The 24126-nt window shown below is 36.3% G+C and carries 13 protein-coding genes, 2 tRNA genes and 3 rRNA genes; 15 read left to right on the top strand and 3 right to left on the bottom strand.

Annotated elements, in window-relative coordinates:
- Positions 1–27: 27 nt before the first annotated feature.
- Both Anndu_RS02465 and Anndu_RS02470 read left to right on the top strand, forming a co-directional pair.
- The gene (locus Anndu_RS02465) at positions 28–1173 is read left to right on the top strand and encodes a DUF3747 domain-containing protein (RefSeq protein ID WP_464102845.1); all 1146 of its coding nucleotides are present in this window, start codon (positions 28–30) and stop codon (positions 1171–1173) included.
- 291 nt (positions 1174–1464) lie between these two features.
- Positions 1465–6282, top strand: a complete 4818-nt coding sequence (locus Anndu_RS02470; protein WP_464102846.1) for a PAS domain S-box protein — start codon at positions 1465–1467, stop codon at positions 6280–6282.
- Between the two features lie 10 nt (positions 6283–6292).
- Here the strand turns inward: Anndu_RS02470 and ntcA are convergent, their stop codons facing one another.
- Complete coding sequence (gene ntcA / locus Anndu_RS02475; protein WP_464102847.1) at positions 6293–6970, bottom strand: global nitrogen regulator NtcA; 678 nt, start codon at positions 6968–6970, stop codon at positions 6293–6295.
- 271 nt (positions 6971–7241) lie between these two features.
- Between ntcA and fabI the strand changes: the two genes are divergently transcribed.
- From fabI to Anndu_RS02510, 7 genes are all read left to right on the top strand, one after another.
- Positions 7242–8018: an enoyl-ACP reductase FabI gene (fabI, locus tag Anndu_RS02480; RefSeq protein WP_464102848.1), complete on the top strand. Its 777-nt coding sequence runs from the start codon at positions 7242–7244 to the stop codon at positions 8016–8018.
- Between the two features lie 466 nt (positions 8019–8484).
- Positions 8485–9970 (top strand): 16S ribosomal RNA (locus Anndu_RS02485).
- Between the two features lie 125 nt (positions 9971–10095).
- Positions 10096–10169: transfer RNA gene (locus Anndu_RS02490), tRNA-Ile, on the top strand.
- Positions 10170–10173: 4 nt separating this feature from the next.
- Positions 10174–10249 (top strand) — tRNA-Ala (locus Anndu_RS02495).
- Positions 10250–10403: 154 nt separating this feature from the next.
- Positions 10404–13290, top strand: a 23S ribosomal RNA gene (locus Anndu_RS02500).
- Between the two features lie 58 nt (positions 13291–13348).
- Positions 13349–13466, top strand: a 5S ribosomal RNA gene (gene rrf, locus Anndu_RS02505).
- The 16S, 23S and 5S rRNA genes sit together here with 2 tRNA genes alongside, the layout of an rRNA operon.
- A 110-nt stretch (positions 13467–13576) precedes the next feature.
- Positions 13577–14263, top strand: a complete 687-nt coding sequence (locus Anndu_RS02510; protein WP_464102849.1) for a phosphate ABC transporter permease — start codon at positions 13577–13579, stop codon at positions 14261–14263.
- A gap of 93 nt (positions 14264–14356) precedes the next feature.
- On the opposite strand, the gene Anndu_RS02515 is transcribed toward Anndu_RS02510, so the two are convergent.
- Positions 14357–15223 carry a Tab2 family RNA-binding protein gene (locus Anndu_RS02515; RefSeq protein ID WP_464102850.1) on the bottom strand — a complete coding sequence of 289 codons (867 nt, stop codon included), beginning with the start codon at positions 15221–15223 and terminating at the stop codon, positions 14357–14359.
- A gap of 134 nt (positions 15224–15357) precedes the next feature.
- Between Anndu_RS02515 and Anndu_RS02520 the strand changes: the two genes are divergently transcribed.
- The gene (locus Anndu_RS02520) at positions 15358–16290 is read left to right on the top strand and encodes a ribonuclease Z (RefSeq protein WP_464102851.1); all 933 of its coding nucleotides are present in this window, start codon (positions 15358–15360) and stop codon (positions 16288–16290) included.
- Positions 16291–16330: 40 nt separating this feature from the next.
- Here the strand turns inward: Anndu_RS02520 and Anndu_RS02525 are convergent, their stop codons facing one another.
- Positions 16331–17449 (bottom strand): vWA domain-containing protein, encoded by a 1119-nt coding sequence (locus Anndu_RS02525; RefSeq protein ID WP_464102852.1) that lies wholly within the window; start codon positions 17447–17449, stop codon positions 16331–16333.
- 495 nt (positions 17450–17944) lie between these two features.
- Here Anndu_RS02525 and Anndu_RS02530 point away from each other — a divergent pair, with 495 nt between their 5' ends.
- From Anndu_RS02530 to Anndu_RS02550, 5 genes are all read left to right on the top strand, one after another.
- Complete coding sequence (locus Anndu_RS02530; RefSeq protein ID WP_464102853.1) at positions 17945–18088, top strand: hypothetical protein; 144 nt, start codon at positions 17945–17947, stop codon at positions 18086–18088.
- A 49-nt stretch (positions 18089–18137) separates the two neighbouring features.
- Entirely contained in the window at positions 18138–19181 is a 1044-nt protein-coding gene (gene rlmN, locus Anndu_RS02535; protein WP_464102854.1) for a dual-specificity RNA methyltransferase RlmN, read from the top strand.
- Between the two features lie 148 nt (positions 19182–19329).
- Positions 19330–20241 carry a LysR substrate-binding domain-containing protein gene (locus Anndu_RS02540; protein ID WP_464102855.1) on the top strand — a complete coding sequence of 304 codons (912 nt, stop codon included), beginning with the start codon at positions 19330–19332 and terminating at the stop codon, positions 20239–20241.
- Positions 20242–20640: 399 nt separating this feature from the next.
- On the top strand, positions 20641–22491 hold the full coding sequence (locus tag Anndu_RS02545; RefSeq protein WP_464102856.1) for an NAD(P)H-quinone oxidoreductase subunit F: 1851 nt from the start codon (positions 20641–20643) through the stop codon (positions 22489–22491).
- 111 nt (positions 22492–22602) lie between these two features.
- Complete coding sequence (locus Anndu_RS02550) at positions 22603–24093, top strand: NADH-quinone oxidoreductase subunit M (RefSeq protein ID WP_464102857.1); 1491 nt, start codon at positions 22603–22605, stop codon at positions 24091–24093.
- Positions 24094–24126: the final 33 nt, after the last annotated feature.

Consider the following 24126-nt stretch of genomic DNA (forward strand, 5'->3'; position numbering starts at 1 on the left):
CATTAATTCATTTAGAGGTTTACATTTATGATCAATAATTTTAATCTAAAAAAATTATTACTTTTTGTTAGTTTAAGCTTATTTACTATTAGTAATTCTTTGGGAAAAAAGTCTATAGCCCTTAATTTTGATAATGCACAATTGAATCAAAATCAAGTAATTGCAATTGCTCAACCCTCTGCCAGAGGCTCTTATAGTTTAATTATTATTGAGCAAATTAGTAATCAACGTCCCTGTTGGCAAGAAGCCGGAAATAATCCTATTACAGTTGTACCTTTATTGTTACAATTTGATTTTACAGGAATTTGTGAACGGAGTACGGATAGTAATGGTTATTCTATTAGAATGGGAGGCCAAGATATGGCGGATCAATATCGTTTACAAATTATCAAAGTGGGAAATAATCTTAAATTATTTGGTATTCCTTTTAAAGATCGTTCTTTACCACGTTTAGAAATTGGTCAAACTAATGGTATTAGTAATGATCTTTCTAAAATTATTTTAAATCAGGGTTGGACTTTTACCAAAAGGGTTTATGAAGGTCAAACTTTAGGTCATTTTTATTTAACAAATGACGATAATTCTAATACTTTAATTGCGAATGTTTCCACCGACATAAATCAAAATTTTACTTCAAATTTTAACAATAATTCTAATTTTAATCCCTCTAATAATTTAACTCCTAATATTCAAGTTACTACCAATACAAATCAAGACAATAATTGGGTAGAATATAGTAATGATTCTAATATAAATCAAGATAATTATAACAGTAATAACCAAGAAAATCAAGATTATGGTAATAATAATCAAGAGAATTTAAACAGTAATACTGATTATAGTAATCAGCGTACAATCCCCGATTTTAGTGCTAATCCTAATGTTGTACCCGTTCCCCAACCGCCACCATTAACCCTTAATTCTAATAATAATACCCCCTCTCCTTCCCCCTTAGCTTCTACTTTAGGATTTAATTATCGGGTCATCGTTTATACTCGTAATAGTGCAGAAGAAACTAAAGTTAAAACCATTGCTCCCGATGCTTTTCGTACTAGAATTGATAATCAAGTTGTCTTACAAGCAGGTTTATTTTTAGATAGACAAAGTGCGGAAAATTTACAACAAGAATTAACAGAACAGGGTTTAAATGTGCGGATTTTATCCGTTAATTAAAATTACTAAATTTTTAATCATCTTCAAAATAAAAAATAGTCGGTAGTATATAACTTGTTTTGTGATATACTACTGACTATTGTGTATTAAATCCTGAATATAGCAATCCTAAATTATTTATAGCACATATTAAATATTAATAAAAAACCACTCAGCCAAAACTTATTACCCCAAAATGTAACAAAATAATCATTATTAATCAATTATCAATTGATAATTATGATTAAATTCATTTATTATTTATTAATATCCCTAAAATCTTTAACTCAAAGAATGAAATCTGTTAATCTTATGTTGTCATTACAACTAGAACAATTGAAAAATAATTTTGTGATGGTCACTTTTGATACTTCAATTCTTGATGCAATTACAATTATGACCAATACATCTTTTGTTGTTGATTTGGAAGAAAAATCAATTATCAATCAAGTAAAACCTAGTTGTATTTTAGTCATGGAAAATAATCATTTACAGGGATTAATTACCCAAAAAGATATTGTTAATTTAACAGCCCAAGGTTTTAATTTAGAACAATTAAAAGTTCAGGATATTATGACTAATCCAGTTATTAGCTATTATCAAGATCAATTAACATCAATTACTCAATTAATTGACTTAATGGAAAGTTGTCAAATTTGTCATTTACCAATTTTAGATCATAATAATCAACCCATTACAGTGATTACTCCTGATAGTATTAGAAAAACTTTAAAAACTCCCGAACTTCTTAAAACTCGTTATGTTAATGAAGTTTTAAATAGTGAAGTTATTACGGCAAGAAAACAAGAACTATTAATTACGATTGTTAAATTAATGGTTGAATATCAAGTTGATTGTATTATCATCACGGAAAAAAATCAATTTAATCAACCTATTCCTGTTAGTATTATTACGGAAAAAGATATAGTTGAATTTCAAAAAAGAAGATTAGATTTTACAAAAATTAAAGTAGGGGAAGTAATGACAAATTGTTTCAATTTAACCTATCCCCATGAATCACTTTGGACAGTTCATCAAATGATGTTAGATCATCAACTTAGGCATTTAATCGTAGTAGATCAAAGCGGAATTTTAAAAGGATTGATCACACAAACTTCAATTTTACAAGCAATTAATCCTTTACAATTATATGAAATTATTAATAATTTACGGGAACAAGTTCAACAATTAACAATAGAAAAAAATCAATTATTAGAACAATTAAATCAAAATTTACAACAAAAAGTTGATCAACAACATAACATTTTACAAATTCAATCAAAACAGGAGAAACTATTATCTGATATTGCTTTCAGGATTCGTTCATCTTTAGATTTACAAACAATTTTACAAACCGCCGTTAATGAAGTTCACGAACTTTTAGGCACCGATCGAGTCTTAATTTATCGTTTTAAAGAAGATTGGTCAGGAGAAATTGTAGTGGAAGCTTTTAGTAAGCCTGAATATTCCGTAGTTAATCAAATTATTAGGGATTTATGTTTTGAAGAACAATGTACAAAACATAAATATAATTACGTTAAATGCAAAGCTATTTCTAACATTTATCAAGCCAATTTAAGTGATTGTTATATTAAATTTTTAGAAAAATTTAAGATCAAAGCAAATTTAGTTATTCCTATTATTATAGATGATAAATTATGGGGGTTATTAGTTGCGCATCAATGCGAGAAATTTCGTTATTGGTTAGTAGAAGAAATGGATTTTTTAGAAAATTTATCAATTCAGTTAACAATTGGCATTAAACAAGGGATGTTAATTGAACAATTACAACTGGCACAACAAGAATTAAAAATTAAATATGAACAGGAACACTTAAAATATGAAAAAAGTCAATTTATCCAAGCACAATTAAGTTATATTTTAGATGCTAGTCTCAATGAAATTTATGTCTTTAATCCTCAAACTTTTAAATTTGAATATGCTAATCAAGGAGCTTTAAAAAATTTAGGCTATGAGTTAGCAACCTTAAAGAATATGACCCCTTTTGAATTAACTCAAAATTTAACCATAGAGCAATTTGAAGCCAACATTAATTTATTAATTGACCAACAACAATCTATCGTTATTTTTGAGACAATTCATCAAAGAGCCGATCAAACTTCCTATCCCGTTGAAATTAATTTACAGTTAGTAAAAATTGGTGATGATAGGGTATTTTTAGCCATTGTTTTAGATATTACAGACAGGAAAGAAAAGGAAAAAGAATTACATAATTTTATTCAAAAATTAAATTATCATACTGATAATTCACCCCTAGCCACCATTGAATGGAGTTTAGGCTCAAAAGTAGCAAGATGGTCAAAACAAGCAGAAGTAATTTTTGGCTGGTCAGAACAAGAAGTTTTCAATAAAAATTGGAATGATTGGCATTTTGTTCATCAAGAAGATCTCAAATCCGTTGAAGAAATAATTACCAATTCATTAAATACAAATACCATTCATTTTATCTGTAATAATCGTAATTATACAAAAGATAATCGGCTGATTTATTGTCAATGGTATAACTCAATTTTAAGGGATCAATTTGGTCAAGTTGTCTCCATTCTTTCCCTTGTTCAAGATGTTACGGAAAAACAAAAAATTGAACAAGCTTTAATCGAAAGTGAACAAAAATTTAGGGAATTAGCTGAGAATATTAATCAGGTATTTTTCCTCACTGATTCTACTCGAAAAACGCTTTATATTTCCCCCGCCTATGAAAAAATTTGGGGTCAATCTTGTGAAAGTTTATATCAAAATTCTTTATCTTGGCTTGATTCTATTCATCCCGAAGATCGACTCACAGTTATTAACAATACACAAAATGGATTTGAAACTGGACAACAAATTAATCAAATTTATCGTATTATTAGACCTGATGGTAATATTCGTTGGATTCACGATCGCACTTTTCCCGTTTTCAATGAACAGGGACAACTTTATCGAGTGCCGGGCTATGCAGAGGATATAACTGAGCGTAAAGAGAGTGAAGAATTATTAAAACGCCAATTTGAAAAAGCCCTACTCTTAAGGAAAATTACCAATGAAATCCGTCAAAGTTTAGATCCTGAAACGGTTTTTCAAACTGCCGCTTCTGAATTAGGGAAAGTTTTTAAAAGTAATTATTGTACTATTTTTACCTATATTAATGATCCTGAACCTCATATTTTATGCGTATCTGAGTCTTTAAATGGAAATTATCCCTCTTTAATTGGTTTAAAAATAGCAGTTGAAGGCAATCCCCATTTACAACAAATTATCTCAGAAGATCGAGCAATTTGTGCTTCTAACGTCTATGATTGTCCTTTATTACAGCCAAAAAAAGAGTTTTTAGAGGCATTGGGAATTAAATCCTTATTAGCGATCGGGACTTTTTACCAAGGTCAGATCAACGGTGCGATCAGCTTGGATCAGTGTGATCGCTACCGTCATTGGACAGAAGATGAAATAGAATTATTAGAAGAAGTGGCCGCCCAGTTAGGCATTGCGATCGCCCAGTCAAAACTCTTAAAACAAGAAAAAATCCGTTTAGAGGAATTAGCCCTCAAAAATGAGGCTTTACAACAAGCCCGACAAGAAGCCGACAATGCCAACCGAGCTAAAAGTGAGTTTTTAGCCATGATGAGCCATGAAATTCGCACCCCCATGAATGGGGTGATCGGCATGACAAATTTATTATTAGACACCTCTTTAAGTGAACAACAACAGGATTTTGTGGAGACAATTCGTAATAGTGGAGACGCATTATTAACTATTATTAATGATATATTAGACCTATCAAAAATTGAATCAGGAAAACTAGAATTAGAGAAAAATCCTTTTAATTTACAAGATTGTATTGAAGGTGTTTTAGACTTATTTGCCCATCAGGCCGCCCAGAAAAAATTAGGCTTAGGTTATTATTGGGATTTTTCCATTCCTAAAATACTCATTGGAGATGTTACTAGAGTTCGCCAAATTTTAGTTAATTTAATTGGTAATTCCCTAAAATTTACCGAAAAAGGTGAAATTATTTTAGCTATTTCTAGCCCTAGTTGTAATCCTAATACCTGTGAATGTGAAATTAAATTTACCGTTAAAGATACAGGAATAGGTATATCTGAAGAAGGGCAAAATAAACTGTTTAAATCATTTTCTCAAGTTGACTCTGGCCGCAATCGAAAATACGAAGGGACAGGCTTAGGCTTGTCTATTAGTAAGCGTTTAGCAGAATTAATGGGTGGACAAATGTGGGTAGAAAGTGAACTAGGAAAAGGCTCAACTTTTTCCTTTACACTCATGAGTAAAATGAATTATTGTGAACAAGAAGTAACTTTTAATTCTGAAATTTTTAAGAATAAACAAATTTTATTTATCGGGGAAAATTCCCTCATTCGTAATTTAATTACTCAACAAATTGCAAAATTAGGTATGATTTATACTGAAACAAATACAGTTAATCAAGCCTTAGTAATTCTCGCTCAAAAACAAGATTTTGACGTAATTATTTTTGATTGTCAAGATTTTAGTTTAGACAATTTAGAGACAATCAAAACCATCAAAAATAGTCCTAAAACTTGCCATTTTCCTATTATTATTTTAAATGCTTTTACCCATCTTTCAGATTCAATAAAATCTCAACTAAATTTAAAATATATTTTAACTCAACCAATTAAACAATCTAACCTTTATGAAATTTTCTTACAAATATTCAACGTCAATCAAACTCAAAACTCTTTAAATTCTTCTTTTGTTGCGACTATTTCTGAGGAAAACAATTATAATTTAAAAATATTAGTAGCAGAAGATAACAAAGTAAATCAGAAAGTTATTTTATTAACACTCAATAAACTCGGCTATTCAGGGCAAATAGTAGGTAATGGATTAGAAGTAATTAACGCTTTACAAAAACAATCCTACGATTTAATCTTAATGGATATGCAAATGCCTGAAATGGACGGCTTAGAAGCTACTCGTTGGATTCGTGAACATTTTGACGATTCAACTCAACCTTATATTATTGCCATGACGGCCAATGCGATGGAAAGCGATCACCAAATTTGTTTAGAGGCCGGAATGAATGACTATCTCAGTAAACCTCTTAAAATAGAGGCTTTAAAAGAAGCTTTATTAAAGATTATTAACTATTAATTAGGGTTTATTAAGTAAACTGTTGACTTAAAGCCACCGGATTATGAACTGTTATTTTCTTCTTATAAATAGAAATCATATTATCCTGCCTTAGATCCCCTAATAACCTTGTCACCGTGACACGGGTAGAGCCAATGGCCTCAGCGATCGCCTGATGAGACAACTTTAAATCAATGCGGATCCCCTCATTGGTGGGAATGCCGAAATCACGACATAAAATTAATAAAAAACTCACCAAACGTGATCCCATATCCCGATGGGCTAATGTTTCAATCATCATTTCCGTCTGTAAAATCCGAGAAGACAACCCCTTTAACATCAACATAGATAACTCAGGATGTTCATTTAAAGCCTTTTCCACATGATCGATCGGCGCCGATAACAACTCCACTGGAGTAAAAGCCACCGCATGATAAAAGCGATCGGATCTTTGCCCCGTCACCAAAGACAACACCCCAAACACACTATTTTCCCGCAATAAAGCCACAGTAATCTCCTCCCCCGCCTCATACACTCTCGATAACTTAACCGCCCCCTTCATCAAAAAATAAACCTTTTCCGCCGGATCCCCCGGAAAAAAAATCGTTTTACCACGCTCATAAAATTCCACCACCGGAGGATAACCACCACTACTGATTTGACGAAAAACCGTTTCTAAAGTTGTTTCTGAAATTACTGAAAGACTCATGGGGATTCACTCAAAAACTGGAAAAATTAAATAAAAAATCAAAAAATTATTTTTTAGCTATCTTAAACTAGCATTTACAAAATAACAAGATATGCGCCATTTTTGCTTAAAAATACTGATCAAAAAATAACAAACTTAAGCTACTATCCACTGCTCCCAATCCCCAAAAAACCTTTCAATCCCTAAATTCGATTGCTATTGACAAAACAATGATAAAATTCTACTCACCATCCTAACAAAAAACATTATTTTTTTTCATTATATAAAAACTATGTTAGATTTAACCGGAAAAAATGCCCTTGTCACAGGCATTGCCAACAACCGCTCCATCGCTTGGGGCATAGCCCAACAACTCCATCAAGCTGGGGCTAATATTGGAGTCACCTATTTACCAGACGAAAAAGGACGCTTTGCCAAAAAAGTAGGAGAATTAGTAGAACCCCTTAAGCCTACAGTCTTCTTACCCTGTGACGTTCAAAACGATCAACAAATAGCCGAAACCTTTACCGAAATTGGCAAAATTTGGGATAAAATTGACATCCTGATCCACTGTCTAGCCTTTGCCAACAAAGACGACTTAACCGGAGAATTTATTAACACCAGCCGAGAAGGATTTAAAACCGCCCTAGACATCAGTAGTTACTCCCTTACCAGCCTCAGCAAAGCCGCCGTTCCCCTTATGACAGAAGGCGGGAGCATCGTCACCCTATCCTATTTAGGGGGAGTCAAAGTGATCCCCAACTATAATGTTATGGGTGTAGCCAAAGCCGCCCTAGAAATGAGCGTACGTTACCTTGCCTCAGAACTAGGCCCTAAAAACATTAGAGTTAACGCCATCTCAGCAGGCCCGATCCGCACCCTAGCCTCATCAGCCGTTGGAGGTATCTTAGATATGATCCACCATGTAGAAGCAACCGCACCCCTTCGCAGAACAGTTACCCAACTAGAAGTAGGTAACACCGCCACCTTTTTAAGTAGCGATCTAGCCAGTGGCATCACCGGACAAATAATTTATGTAGATAGTGGCTACGAAATAATGGGAATGTAAAACCCAATCAGATAAATTAACTTGCCCCAAGCTGAAATTGACTTGTATCAGATTTCAGCTTTTTTTTGTTTCATCGCACAACCAAAAAAATTTTCTAAAAAATTTTAAAACCCTATATTGCTTATAAATCAAGCTTTTTAACCACAAGCTTACCTAACAAATAAAAAAAATATTCTCAAAAAAAAGGAAAAAAGAGGAAGAAAAAGCTTGAAAGGCTTACACAGAGACAGAAAAAAGAAATTTGTCAAAAGTGTTGACAAAACCAAAGAGGTAGGCTATATTGATAAATGCGCGGTTGAGAGAGACAAACGAAGCCGAGCGCACCGAACCTAGACAAATCAATATATTGAAAACTTATTACTAGCCCTTAGTCAAACTAATTTAACAAAAAACTTGACTAAAGTCAAATTAAAAAAAGAGCTTAACAACTCAAACCAAAAACTAAACTTAAGAAATTAATTTAGTTAAAATGGAGAGTTTGATCCTGGCTCAGAACGAACGCTGGCGGCATGCCTAACACATGCAAGTCGAACGAGACCTTCGGGTCTAGTGGCGCACGGGTGCGTAACACGTGGGAATCTGCCCTTTGCTTCGGAATAACAGTTAGAAATGACTGCTAATACCGGATGATGTCGAAAGACCAAAGATTTATCGGCAAAGGATGAGCCCGCGTAGGATTAGGTAGTTGGTGGGGTAAAGGCCTACCAAGCCGACGATCCTTAGCTGGTCTGAGAGGATGATCAGCCACACTGGGACTGAGACACGGCCCAGACTCCTACGGGAGGCAGCAGTGGGGAATATTGGACAATGGGCGAAAGCCTGATCCAGCAATGCCGCGTGAGTGATGAAGGCCTTAGGGTTGTAAAGCTCTTTTACCAGGGAAGATTCTGACGGTACTTAAGGAAGAAGCATCGGCTAACTCCGTGCCAGCAGCCGCGGTAATACGGAGGATGCAAGCGTTATCCGGAATCATTGGGCGTAAAGAGTCCGTAGGTGGTTAGACAAGTCTGCTGTCAAAGGATGAGGCTTAACCTCATAAAGGCAGTGGAAACTGTAAAACTAGAGTGCGGTAGGGGTAGAGGGAATTCCCAGTGTAGCGGTGAAATGCGTAGAGATTGGGAAGAACACCAGTGGCGAAAGCGCTCTACTGGGCCGAAACTGACACTGAGGGACGAAAGCTAGGGGAGCGAAAGGGATTAGATACCCCTGTAGTCCTAGCGGTAAACGATGGAAACTAGGCGTAGGCTGTATCAAATCAGACTGTGCCGAAGCTAACGCGTTAAGTTATCCGCCTGGGGAGTACGGTCGCAAGATTAAAACTCAAAGGAATTGACGGGGGCCTGCACAAGCGGTGGAGCATGTGGTTTAATTCGAAGCAACGCGAAGAACCTTACCAAGACTTGACATCCGATGAATTTCTCTGAAAGGAGAAAGTGCCTTAGGGAGCATCGTGACAGGTGGTGCATGGCTGTCGTCAGCTCGTGTCGTGAGATGTTGGGTTAAGTCCCGCAACGAGCGCAACCCTCGTCCTTAGTTGCCATCATTAAGTTGGGAACTCTAAGGAGACCGCCGGGGAGAACTCGGAGGAAGGTGGGGATGACGTCAAGTCAGCATGCCCCTTACGTCTTGGGCGACACACGTACTACAATGGTAGGGACAAAGGGTAGCCAACTTGAGAAAGTGAGCGAATCTCAGCAAACCCTACCTCAGTTCAGATTGCAGACTGCAACTCGTCTGCATGAAGGAGGAATCGCTAGTAATCGCAGGTCAGCATACTGCGGTGAATCCGTTCCCGGGCCTTGTACACACCGCCCGTCACACCATGGAAGTTGACCACGCCCGAAGTCGTTACTCTAACCGAAAGGAGGAGGATGCCGAAGGCAGGGCCAATGACTGGGGTGAAGTCGTAACAAGGTAGCCGTACCGGAAGGTGTGGCTGGATCACCTCCTTAAAAGGAGACCTCTTGTCAGGGAAAAGTAAGAAAGCTAGAACTGACAACAAAACAAAGGTCAGGCAAGGGCAGTAATCAAGTTTTCAATAGATTAGGTCGGCAGATTAGGTCGGGTACGACCAAAGGGGCTATTAGCTCAGGTGGTTAGAGCGCACCCCTGATAAGGGTGAGGTCCTTGGTTCAAGTCCAAGATGGCCCACTAAGGGGGTTTAGCTCAGTTGGTAGAGCGCCTGCTTTGCAAGCAGGATGTCAGCGGTTCGAGTCCGCTAACCTCCACCAAAAGAACCTTCAGCACCGTTTTTTTTAATTGTAAAAAACGAATGCTGGGTGTTAAATCCAGTCAAGAACCTTGAAAATTACATAGAACTAAAATAAGTCAGAAAGAGTCGAAACAGAGTAACAAAAAAACTCAAAGAACGAAACTCAAAAAACAGGTCAAGCTACAAAGAGCTAACGGGGAATACCTAGGCACACAAAGGCGAAGAAGGACGTAGTTACCGACGAAACGCTCCGGGGAGCTGGAAACAAGCATCGAGCCGGAGGTATCCGAATGGGGAAACCCCTTGTACGACCCACTGAATCCATAGGTGGGAACGAGCGAACCTAGTGAACTGAAACATCTTAGTAACTAGAGGAAGAGAAAACAAAACAGTGATTCCCCAGTAGCATGAGACGAAGAGGGAAGAGCCTAAACCAATGTCTAAGGAGATTGGGGTCGTGGGACACTCAAAACGGCTTAAAACAGTTAGACGAAGTAGTTGAAAGCTACACCAAAGAAGGTGAAAGTCCTGTAGTCGAAAATTGAATTAAGTTAGAGTGAATCCCGAGTAGCACGGAACTCGTGGAATACCGTGTGAATCAGCCAGGACCACCTGGTAAGGCTAAATACTAATGTGTGACCGATAGTGTAAAGTACCGCGAGGGAAAGGTGAAAAGAACCCCGTTAAGGGAGTGAAATAGAACATGAAACCGTTAGCTTACAAGCAATGGAAGGACGATTAAACGTCTAACCGTGTGCCTGTTGAAGAATGAGTAAGCGACTTATAGTCAGTGGCAGGTTAAGTTAGAGAACGAAGCCAAAGCGAAAGCGAGTCTGAAGAGGGCGTAGAGTCACTGATTATAGACCCGAACCCGGTGATCTAACCATGTCCAGGATGAAGCTTGGGTAAAACCAAGTGAAGGTCCGAACCGACTAATGTTGAAAAATTAGCGGATGAGGTGTGGTTAGGGGTGAAATGCCAATCGAACCCGGAGCTAGCTGGTTCTCCCCGAAATGTGTTTAGGCGCAGCGGTTAAAGTAAGACTGGGGGGGTAAAGCACTGTTTCGTCACGTATCGCGAGAGCGGTACCAAAGTGAGGCAAACTCAGAATACCCCAGAGGAATTAACCAGTAAGACGGTGGGGGATAAGCTTCATCGTCAAGAGGGAAACAGCCCAGACCACCAGCTAAGGTCCCAAAATAATAGCTAAGTGATTAAGGAGGTGGGAGTGCATTGACAACCAGGAGGTTTGCCTAGAAGCAGCAATCCTTAAAAGAGTGCGTAATAGCTCACTGGTCAAGCGCTCCTGCGCCGAAAATGAACGGGGCTAAGCTATTTACCGAAGCTGTGGGATTTAGTATAACAACAAATCGGTAGGGGAGCGTTCTATATGGGGTGAAGCATTAGCGGTGAGCAGATGTGGACTGTATAGAAGTGAGAATGTCGGCTTAAGTAGCGAAAATATATGTGAGAATCATATACCCCGAAACCCTAAGGGTTCCTCCGCAAGGCTCGTCCACGGAGGGTTAGTCAGGACCTAAGGCGAGGCTGAAGAGCGTAGTCGATGGACGACGGGTCAATATTCCCGTACCCTTTTTAATTGAAGCAGGAGGACGGAGAAGGAATCAAGTGGCTAGGTGTTGGAATACCTAGTGCAACCATTCGAGGTGATGAGGTCTGGAGAAAACAGACTGAGCTAAGGTGGGAGTCCGACCCTCTAAGGAGGGGAAGTGCTATGATTTCAGGCTTCCAAGAAAAGCCCTAAACTTCATAAATTAGAAAGGCCTGTACCCGAAACCGACACAGGTAGGGAGGTAGAGAATACCAAGGGGCGCGAGATAACTCTCTCTAAGGAACTCGGCAAAATGACCCCGTAACTTCGGGAGAAGGGGTACCCCCTGAGAGGGGGTCGCAGTGAAGAGATCCAGGCGACTGTTTACCAAAAACACAGGTCTCCGCCAAGTCGTAAGACGAAGTATGGGGCTGACGCCCGCCCAGTGCCGGAAGGTTAAGGAAGTTGGTCAGGAGCAATCCTGAAGCTAGTGACCGAAGCCCCGGTGAACGGCGGCCGTAACTATAACGGTCCTAAGGTAGCGAAATTCCTTGTCGGGTAAGTTCCGACCCGCACGAAAGGCGTAACGATCTGGATACTGTCTCGGAGAGAGGCTCGGCGAAATAGGAATGTCTGTGAAGATACGGACTACCTGCACCTGGACAGAAAGACCCTATGAAGCTTTACTGTAGCCTGGAATGGTGTTCGGGCTTCTTGTGCGCAGGATAGGTGGGAGGCGTTGAAGTTTTCCTTGTGGGGAAAACAGAGCCAACGGTGAGATACCACTCTCAGGAAGCTAGAATTCTAACTCACCCCCGTCAACCTGGGGAGGACAGTTTCAGGTGGGCAGTTTGACTGGGGCGGTCGCCTCCTAAATGGTAACGGAGGCGCACAAAGGTTCCCTCAGGCTGGTTGGAAATCAGCCGTGGAGTGCAAAGGCAGAAGGGAGCTTGACTGCAAGACCTACAAGTCAAGCAGGGACGAAAGTCGGTCTTAGTGATCCGACGGCACTGAGTGGAAGGGCCGTCGCTCAACGGATAAAAGTTACTCTAGGGATAACAGGCTGATCTCCCCCAAGAGTTCACATCGACGGGGAGGTTTGGCACCTCGATGTCGGCTCATCGCAACCTGGGGCTGAAGTCGGTCCCAAGGGTTGGGCTGTTCGCCCATTAAAGCGGTACGTGAGCTGGGTTCAGAACGTCGTGAGACAGTTCGGTCCATATCCGGTGTAGGCGTAAGAGTATTGAGAGGAGTCTTCCTTAGTACGAGAGGACCGGGAAGGACGCACCTCTGGTGTACCTGTTATCGTGCCAACGGTAAACGCAGGGTAGCCAAGTGCGGAGGTGATAACCGCTGAAAGCATCTAAGTGGGAAGCCCACCTCAAGATGAGTACTCTCACAGGGTTAACCTGGTAAGGTCACGGGCAGACCACCCGTTGATAGGAGTTAGATGGAAGTCCAGTAATGGATGAAGTCGAGACTTACTAACCGACCGAGGGCTTGACCTAATTTTAATTTCTGACTTATTGTTCACTCTATGTAATCTTGAGGGTTTTTTACCCATTGCTTGGTGTCTTGAGCCTTTTGGTCCCACCTCGATTCCATCCCGAACTCGATGGTGAAACGAATGCGCGGCGAAGATACTTTCCGGGTTGCCGGACGGGAAAATAGTTCGATGCCAGGCTCCTTTTTTAACACAAAAAAACCATCCCTACGGGTGGTTTTTTTGCTATATTCGTGTAATGATCTACTTTGTCGGCATTTAGATAGAAGAAAGATAATTTTTTAATTTTTATGTTAATTCCTCTTACTCGTCAATCTTTTGAAGATGTTGTGCCGTTAATTGCCACATGGCAACAATATTTATTTTATTGGGGAAAATTAAATGATTTTTTACGCAGATCGCTGGTTTCATTTGTGATTGTAATTGTTTTATTGTTATTAGGTATTCCTGCGGGTAAAACAGCAGAACAATTTATTTTATTATTACAAATAATCGGGGGTTTATATTGGTTTTGGTCGCCTATTTATTGGGCTAGTATTAAAAATAGTAAATCGAGAAGTTTTGCCTATAGTGGTTTTTTAAGATGTCAAATTTTAGATGTATTTATCACAGAAGAATTGGTGCAAGAAGTGGAAAGAATTAATCAAAAAGGACAATTAGTTATTGTGGAAAATAGAGAAAAAAAATTAAACTTAGAAATAGTTGATAAAACGGGATTTAAAGCAAATATTAAAGCACCTTTAAGTCGTCTTCATAAAGTTATTAAATCTGGAGAAAAAGCGGAATTAATTGTTTTATCAAATCAACCAGATTTGGCTAATATTAAACAAATTACTGATGCTTATTTACCCCGTTATAATTTATGGATTGGTGATTATCCTTTTTTAAAAAGAGATGCTTTTTTACGATTAAGAGAAGATTTAAGAGATGCTTATAATGCCAGAAAAACATATCAAAAACGTGGCAATGGCTTCTAGTGTGTTATCTTAAATCAATTAATATTTTTCTGTAAAATGATCGGAAAAATTAAAAAGTTAAGTATTCAAAACCTAACTTTTTAATCAAAAAAATTAATCTTTTAATAACCAAAATCCTGCAAAAGATTCAGCATTAGGATCGCTTTGTATTGCTAAAAAATGTACCCCTTTCGCTTCTTTTTTTGCCTTTTCAAAATTGTGGGCTTCTGTTAATAAATCGTTATTAATTAAATTAGCTAAAATCCAACTATCACTTACTCCGGTTTCTAAACGTATTCGAGGAAATTTACCTTCTTCTAACATTAAATAGCCTAACTCTAAGCCAGACATCCATCCTGCTAAGGGTAAAGCCCGTTTTGAATACATAATTAAACCCGGAATTTTAAGATTAGGAGTAATTCCCATCATTGAGAGGGGGAAACCTTCACCAAAACTAATATCCCATTCTGGCATTTCCTCAAAAGCCTCTGCCTCAAGACTCATAAAACTCCATTTATCTCCTTTATCTCCTCTAACTGCATCGGGTAAAGCAACGGCGTTTAAATCTGGATATTGAACCGATGGAGAGTTGGCCGCTTCTTGATTATAACCCTGTTGTAAGGGATAAAAATTTTCGGCTCTGTCTTTTAACCATTTTTCTAAAGTATAGGTGTGACGACTAGGTGCGGAGGTTATTCCGGCATCTTCACAGGCTTTAGTAATCATATTATTCATTTGACGGCGAAAAAATCTGATTTTTTTGGGAGTAATACCTGATAACTCAATTGCTTTTTCAATAACAGAACCTAAAAACACAGAGTTAACTTCATTACTAGAACAAAATTGAGAATATTTAAACAGATTATCCTCTGGAGTATTAACAGTTAAAGGGCTTTCACAGATTAAAACTTCCCAAATTTTTTTATTATTTTCATCAAAAATTGGACGTGAATAAAAATCGAGTTCCCAAATATTAGACATAAATGATTAAATTTGATTAATGTTAATGAAATTTGTTAAAATTTAAGTTTATCATCTAAAATCAGGTTATTGCTAATTAAAGCTAATTGCTAATAGCTATTTCAATTTTGAATTGTCAATTTTAAATTTTAATTGTGGATATTACTTTTTTAGGGACAAGTTCAGGCGTACCAACAAAAAGCCGAAATGTGTCGAGTGTGGCGCTCAGACTGCCTCAAAGGGCGGAAGTTTGGCTGTTTGACTGTGGGGAAGGCACTCAACATCAACTTTTGCGCAGTGACATTAAAACCTCTCAAATCCGGCGTATTTTTATTACCCATTTACATGGTGATCATATTTTCGGTTTAATGGGGCTGTTGGCCAGTTGTGGATTGGCGGGAAATGTGGAAGCGATGGATATTTATGCCCCCCCCGGATTAGAGGCTTATCTGAGTGCTTGTACTAAATATTCTCAAACTCATTTTGCTTATCCTATAAAAGTTCATGTATCACAAACGGGAATTTTATATGAAGATTCAGAATTTAGTGTGAGTTGTTTACCTTTAAAACATCGGGTGACGGCTTTTGGCTATCGAATAACGGAAAAGGATCGGCCGGGTACTTTTAATCTGGAAAAGGCGAAGGCGTTGAATATTCCCCCCGGCCCTGTTTATGGCAAGTTAAAACAGGGTAAAACTGTCACCCTTGAGGATGGGAGGGTGATCAAGGGTACGGATTTTTGTGGGGAAACGGAAATTGGGAGAAAAGTAGTCTATTGTACGGATACAGTGTTTTGTGAGTCGGCGATCGATCTAGCTCAAAATGCTGATGTTTTAATCCATGAGGCCACATTTTCCCATCAAGATGCTCAAATGGCTTTCGATCGCCTTCATTCAACGTCAACGATGGCGGCGCAGGTAGCTTTAGCGGCACAGGTAAAAAAATTAATTTTAACCCATTTTAGCCCCCGTTATGCCCCCGGAAATCCGATTCAATTAAATAATTTATTAGAGGAAGCGAGGGCAATTTTTCCTAATACCAAATTAGCTTATGATTTTTTAACCTATTCTGTAAAAAGAAATAAATAAATTAGTCATTTGTAAACTATTGATTATCAATTATCAATTATCAATTATTGATAGTATAGCCTTGATTTTCTAATTGATTTTCTAAAGTTCTAATCATCACAAAATTAAGGGTATCTTCTTGATTTTGATTAGCCTGTTGTTGAGCTAAATATTGTTCCCTTAAAAGGGATAATTCCCTGATTCTAGCTTGAATTTGCACCCTTTGATCTTGTTTTTGTTCTATATATTCTCTTTGTTCATCTATTGTCATAGTTTGCATTTCAAGAGGTAATTGATTCGCCTCTAAAGTTTCTAAATTAACTGCTTCTTCTGAAATAGCATCTAATAAGTCCCAAGAAGCATTATTATAAAATTCAGAAACTTTAGATGTTCCCCTTGTCACGATTTGAGATCCAGCATTGGCATCGGCCATAGCTTGGCGAGTTAAGCCGATTTCCCCTTCCACACCGTAGGGAATATAGGTGGTATTTAATTGTTCATTTAAAGCGGTAATTTCGTTATCATAGGGGGATTCTACGAAAGTAAGAGTTTCATTTTGATTAATAATTACATGACTACCGCCACTTGTTTCAGCCCCCATTGCCCACAGCGATCGCTCGTCACTTTCTTCATTTCCACAATAAATTGTATTAACTAAAATTTGCTGATCTTTTGCTAAATTAACAGCTTCTTGCCAGTCAACAGAGCCTTGATTAAAAGGCTCATTTCCGGCGATAAAAATAGCTTTAAAATCCTGATCAGAATTACTCCATTCTAACTGATTGACAGCAGATCTGATCACCCATCCGGCGTATTCTTCACCACCATTTGTTTGAATTGCAAAAAGATTTTCTGAGATTAGATCTAATTGGGTTGTAAAATCATTTAATAACCTTAAATAACCTTCACTAGAGGGTAAAGAATCATTACCATAATGATATAAAGCTATTTCTAATTCAGGTTTTTCATCATTTTTAGTAACTTTAGTTAAAGAATTAATAATTTCCCATAATTGATAACGAGTTTGATCAATTAAGCCATCCATACTATTACTAGAATCTAGTAAGATTGCTATTTGAATTTTTGGTTTAGCTGTTTCCACCGCTTTAACGGGATTAATTAATGCTAAAAATGATAAAGATAAGGTTAAACCGAAAGTAATTAATTTAATTTTTTTCATAACAAATGAGACATTTGAATATTAATATTTTTAAATAATATTGATGTAGATACATTCCAAGTTAAGATTGTATGAATTAATACTTATTAAAGATTGATCACGATTTGATTATAACAATTATTTTTTAATTTCAGTTATTTTTGATGATACTACTTTAATAGTAGAAAAGTCGGAGACTTTTACACTAATTTAAAATACCCTTGATTTTTTGTCAAAATAAATCAGAATTTACAGATAAATTAATTTAATTCTGACTTAAATCTGATGAGTAAATCCTCTCGATTAAGAGTTAATAATAAAATACTCAATTCCTCAATTGATAATTTGTTAATTCCCTTGAAAAGTTGCCCTTTAAAGGGTAAAATTTAAAAAAATTTTCTTTATTTTCAATCTTTTACTTTTAAGTAAAATTAATTATCAATTGTTAAATAAAAATAAAACAGTTTCAACAATTATCTTAAAAACTTAATAGATCATCAAAAATAAATCGAATTTATGAATGTATTAATCAGTTTTATGATAGGATTAGCCATAGGGATCGATTCTATTTGGTATTTTTCCTCAATCAAATATCGAAAAGCCATTTTTAGGCTCGATCGCAATTTACAAGAATGTCGGGAAAATTTGAGAAAATTATAAAATACAACTATTAATTATTAATTATTCACTTAATTTTTATTCCATCATTATGTTAACAGAAATTAAACCTTTAATCACAGAAAAACCCTTATTAGGTCAAACTTTAGAAGAATTAACTCAATGGGTGATCTCCCAAGATCAACCTGCTTATCGTGGTCAACAATTATATCAATATATCTATCAAAAAGGGGTCAGAAATTTACAAGATATTTCTGTTTTTCCTAAACAATGGCGCGAACAATTAGCTAATTATTCGATTGGTAGATCTACCATTGATTATTGTAGTATTGCACCGGATCAAACTCGTAAATATTTATTAAAATTAGCTGATGGTAAAACGATCGAAACGGTGGGTATTCCCACGGCCAAACGCTTAACCGTTTGTGTATCCTCTCAAGTTGGTTGTCCGATGGCTTGTGAGTTTTGCGCCACAGGTAAGGGCGGTTTTACTCGTAATTTAAAAGCCCATGAAATTATTGATCAGGTTTTAACCGTACAGGAAGACTTCGATCGCCGTGTTACCCATGTGGTATTTATGGGCATGGGTGAACCTTTGATGAATTTAGATGAGGTGGTTAAGGCTTTAAAATCATTAAATCACGATCTGGGTATTGGGGCGCGATCGCTGACGGTTTCCACCGTTGGCATCCCCGGAAAAATCCGTCAACTGGCACAATATCAGTTACAAGCCACTTTAGCGGTGAGTCTCCATGCCCCCAACCAAAATTTAAGGGTCAAATTAATCCCAACGGCAACTCATTATCCTCTGTCAGATTTATTAAATGAATGTAGGGAATATGTTAAAATTACCAAAAGACGAGTTACTTTTGAATATATTTTACTCGCAAATGTTAATGATTTTCCTACTCAAGCGGAGGAATTAGCCAGACATTTAAAAGGATTTCAGAGTCATGTTAATTTAATCCCCTATAATCCCATTAGTGAAGCCGATTTTCAGCGTCCAACCAAAAACAGGATTAATGAGTTTAAAGAGGCTTTAGAAAAATCTAAAATAGAGGTTTCTGTGCGTTATTCCAGAGGCTTAGAAGCCGATGCGGCCTGTGGGCAGTTAAGATCAGAAAATTCGATTTGAGTTGTTCAAAAATTTTGATAACTAATTAAATCGCTCCTTGATAAACAAAAGACTATATAAATTGATTTTTATATTGACAAACATCAATATATGTACTAAATATATCAATAAATAACAGAAAAAGTTAAAAATTACGGAGGATTTTGTTTTGAAAAAAGCGACTTTACATCAATTAAAAGTATTTGAAGTATGTGCTAGACAGGGCAGTTTTACGAAGGCCGCAGAAGAATTAATGATTACTCAGCCTACGGTTTCAACTCAGATCAAACAGTTAACTCAAGCGATCGGTTTGCCGTTATTTGAACAGATCGGAAAAAGACTTTATTTAACAGATGGAGGTCAAGCTTTATTAGAAACTTGTCAAGAAATATTTAGCAGTCTTGATAATTTTGAAATGAAAGTGGCCGCCCTTCAAGGGATGCAAAAGGGAAAATTAAGTTTAAGTGTAATTACTACTGCTAAATATTTTATTCCCCGTCTATTAGGTTTATTTTGTCAAAAGTATCCAGATATTGATATTTCTCTACAGTTTCTTAACCATGAAAATTTACAAAAAAGAATGTTAAAAAACCAAGATGATCTATATATTTTAAGTAATATGCCTCAAGAAATAGACCTTTGTGGTGAGGCTTTTTTAGATAATCCTTTAGTGGTTGTAACCAGAAAAGATCACCCCTTAGTTAATCAAACAAATATTCCCATTACTGCTCTTAATAATGAGACTTTTATCATGCGTGAAGCAGGTTCTGGCACAAGAAAAGCGATTCAAAATTTATTTAATAAACATAATATTGAAGTTAAAGTTAGGTTAGAATTAGGTAGTAATGAAGCGATTAAACAAGCAATCGCTGGAGGTCTAGGAATTTCTGTGTTATCACGTCATACTTTAATCAGTGAAGGAAGTGGGGAATTAGCAATTCTTGATGTGCAGAATTTTCCCATTAATAAAAATTGGTATGCTACCTATTTAACGGGAAAACAATTATCAGTTGTGGCTCAAGCTTTTTTAAAATTTATATTAACTGAAAGTAAAAATATTCCGGTTTATGAATCAAAATAAATATTAAAATTTACCTTTAATTTTAATCCTAATGAGGGTTTTTTATGGCCTGTAAAACTCTAGGGTTGCACGGCATTTTCACCCGTAGGGGGTAGCCATCAACTTTTAATAGTGTTTTACCTATGGCTTTGCTTATGATATAAGAAAAAATTATATACTTAAAAATCTATCAATATAAAAATAAGTATTGACTTTTATCAATGTCTATTGATAAAATAAAAGCAAATCAATCAAAAAAATCTTTCAGTTAAAACATAACCCCCATGTTTTAAATGTTTTAAAAAACGGGGGATGTTTTAGTCATATTTAAAATCATAAATAATACAAAAGAGAATATTACTCTAATTGTATCAATTTTCTATGTCATTTTTTGATTTTTTTCTATTAAATAAAAATCACATGAATTATTTTTTTAGTAACAGTATTTGGTTAATTCCGATTTATACTTTAATTGGAATTTTACTTTCTATTTTCTGGTTTCCTGGAATTATCAGAAAAACTGGCCCAAGGCCTTCTGGTTATCTTAATATTGTGATGACCATAGTTGCTTGGGTGCATAGTTTATTAGCCTTAAAAGAAATTTGGGGAACTCCTGCTCAATTAATCTCATTTTCTTGGTTAAAACTTAATACTTTATACCTCACTTTTGATATAGAAATATCAACTTTAACGGTGGGGGCTTTAGTATTAATTACAACCTTAAATTTAGCCGCCCAAATTTATGCGATCGGTTACTTAGAAATGGATTGGGGTTGGGCTAGATTTTACGCTTTAATGGGTTTATTTGAAGCGGGAATGTGTAGTTTAGTTTTATGTGATAACCTCTTTTTTAGCTATGTAATCTTAGAAATTTTAACTCTAGGAACGTATCTTTTAATTGGTTATTGGTTCAATCAATCCCTTGTAGTAACGGGAGCTAGAGACGCATTTCTAACAAAAAGGGTAGGAGATTTATTCTTATTAATGGGGGTAGTAGCACTCTTACCATTAACCGGAACATGGAATTTTCATGAGTTAGAAATTTGGGCAAAAACTGCCGATATTTCTCCTACAATTGCTAATTTATTATGCTTAACTTTAATGGCCGGCCCTTTAGGAAAATGTGCGCAATTTCCCCTTCATCTTTGGTTAGACGAAGCGATGGAAAGTCCCGTTCCTGCGACCATTTTAAGAAATAGTTTAGTTGTGGCGGCCGGTGGTTGGGTTTTAATTAAATTACAGACAATTTTTACCCTTTCCCCTGTAATTTCGACTGCTATTATTACCGTTGGTGCTATCACTGCGGTGGGGGCTTCTTTAATTGCCATCGCCCAAATTGATATTAAAAGATCCCTGTCCTATACTGTTAGTGCTTACATGGGTTTATTATTTATTGCCGTAGGGACACAACAGGCTCAAACAATTCTTTTAGTATTACTCACCTATGCCGTAGCAATGGCACTTTTAGTAATGAGTGTCGGCTCAGTTGTGTTAACAAATATTACCCAAGACTTAACCCAATACGGAGGGCTATTTTCTCGCCGACCACTAACAGGAATTGCCTATTTAATAGGGGCGGCTTCCTTAGTCGCATTTCCCCCTTTAGGCGGGTTTTGGTCTCTAGCACAAATTAGTAGTAATTTATTAACAGAAAACTATCCTTTTTTAGTAATAGTTATTAACCTAGTTAATGGCTTAACAACTTTCAGTGTTACCAGAGAATTTTGCTTAATTTTCTGTGGTAAACCTAAAGAAATGACGGTGAGATCACCTGAGCCTTTATGGGCTTTAGTTTTACCTACTCTGATCACCGCCGGAATTTCAATTCATGTACCTATTATTTTATCAGAATTAGGGGTTTTACCTAGTTTAAATGAATTAAATTTAAGCGTAGTAATAAGCTTAATTATTTCTACTCTCTTAGGAGCGGGAATTAGTGCTTATATCTACTTAAATGATAAAATTCAAAAACCAATTCAACTTAAGCCAAAAGCATTACAAGACTTTTTTGCTTATGATATGTACACCCCAGAATTGTACCGTTTAACAATTGTGGCCGTGGTAGGATTCATCTCCAAAATTATTGATTGGTTTGATAAATATTTTGTAGATGGAGTAGTTAATTTTGTGGGTTTAGCAACTGTTTTTAGTGGACAAAGTTTAAAGTATAATGTTTCAGGAAAAGCTCAATTTTATGCCCTTTCTATTGTACTTGGACTTGCCCTATTTATCTTGTTAATTTGCTTTCCTCTTTTTCCTAATTTAGTTTAAAAAAAAGCCTTGAAATTAATTTCAAGGCTAAGATCAAACCTTATTTTTAGCTTTGAAATTCATTTAAAAGCAATCTAAATACTAAAAACCTTAACTTAATAATAGAAAAAAATGACATTAAGTTTAATTCTTTGGCTACCCTTGATCGGGGCTTTAATAGTTGGTTTTTTACCCAATCCCATAAAAACCAATACTTTAAGAAATATCACCACCTTATTTATTTTTGTTGCCCTTTGTTTAAGTATTTATTTATTAAGTCAATTCGATTTAGGCATCTCAAAAATGCAATTTACCGAGTATGTAACATGGATACCTCAAATCGGATTAAACTATAGTTTAGGAGTAGATGGTTTATCCTTACCCTTAGTATTTTTAAATGGATTATTAACCTTAATTGCTATCTATAGCATCGGGGAAAAAGTAGAACGCCCTCGCCTTTATTATGCCCTAATTTTATTAATTAATTCGGGAATTTCAGGCGCATTAATGGCGGGTAATTTATTATTTTTCTTGATTTTCTATGAATTAGAATTAATCCCTTTTTATCTAATGATTGCCATTTGGGGAGGAGAGAAAAAAGGCTATGCTTCCATTAAATTTTTACTCTATACAGCCGTTTCTGGACTATTAGTATTAGCCGCTTTTTTAGGCATAACTTGGTTTAGTGGATCGGGCAGTTTTGATTATAGTCAAATTCATACTTTAGCTTTATCTGCTAATACAAAATTCATTCTTTTAACCCTATTATTAATTGGATTTGGGATCAAAATTCCCCTTGTACCTTTGCATACTTGGCTACCAGATTCTTACGTTGAAGCATCACCAGCCACCACAATTTTATTAGGAGGAATTTTAGCAAAATTAGGAACTTATGGCTTAATTCGCTTTGGTTTACAATTATTTCCTGATACTTGGAAATTAGTCGCTCCCGGACTTGCTTTAATTGGCACAATTTCCGTATTATATGGGGCTTTAGCTGCTATTGCCCAGAAAGATATTAAGCGAATGGTAGCCTATAGTTCTATCGGTCACATGGGCTATATTTTAGTAGCTTGTGCGGCCGCAACCGAGTTAAGTTTATTAGGTGCAGTAGCGCAAATGATTAGTCATGGATTAATTTTAGCTTTACTATTTCATCTAGTAGGAATTATCGAAAGAAAAACAGGTACAAGAGATTTAGATAAACTTAACGGTTTAATGAATCCGATTAGAGGTTTACCATTAACAAGTGCCTTATTAATTGGGGGAGGAATGGCAAGTGCAGGTATTCCGGGATTAGTTGGTTTTATCTCAGAATTTATCATTTTTCAAGGTAGTTTTATTATCTTTCCCATCGCAACCTTAATATGTATTATTGCATCGGGTTTAACTGCGGTTTATTTCGTCATACTTTTAAATCGTACCTGTTTCGGAAAACTGGATAATAAACTTGCTTATTATCCCAAAGTTTTATTATTAGAAAAAATCCCCGCATTTGTGTTAGCGGCCTTGATTTTATTCTTAGGTATTCAACCTCAATATTTAACCCGTTGGATCGAACCCACAACGGATCATTTAATTGCAACTTTAACACCTATTAATGTTGAAATTGCTCAAAAATAATTAATTAATGTGACATAGGCATCTTGGCTGTGA

This window comes from Annamia dubia NIES-4383 (genome assembly GCF_055394725.1).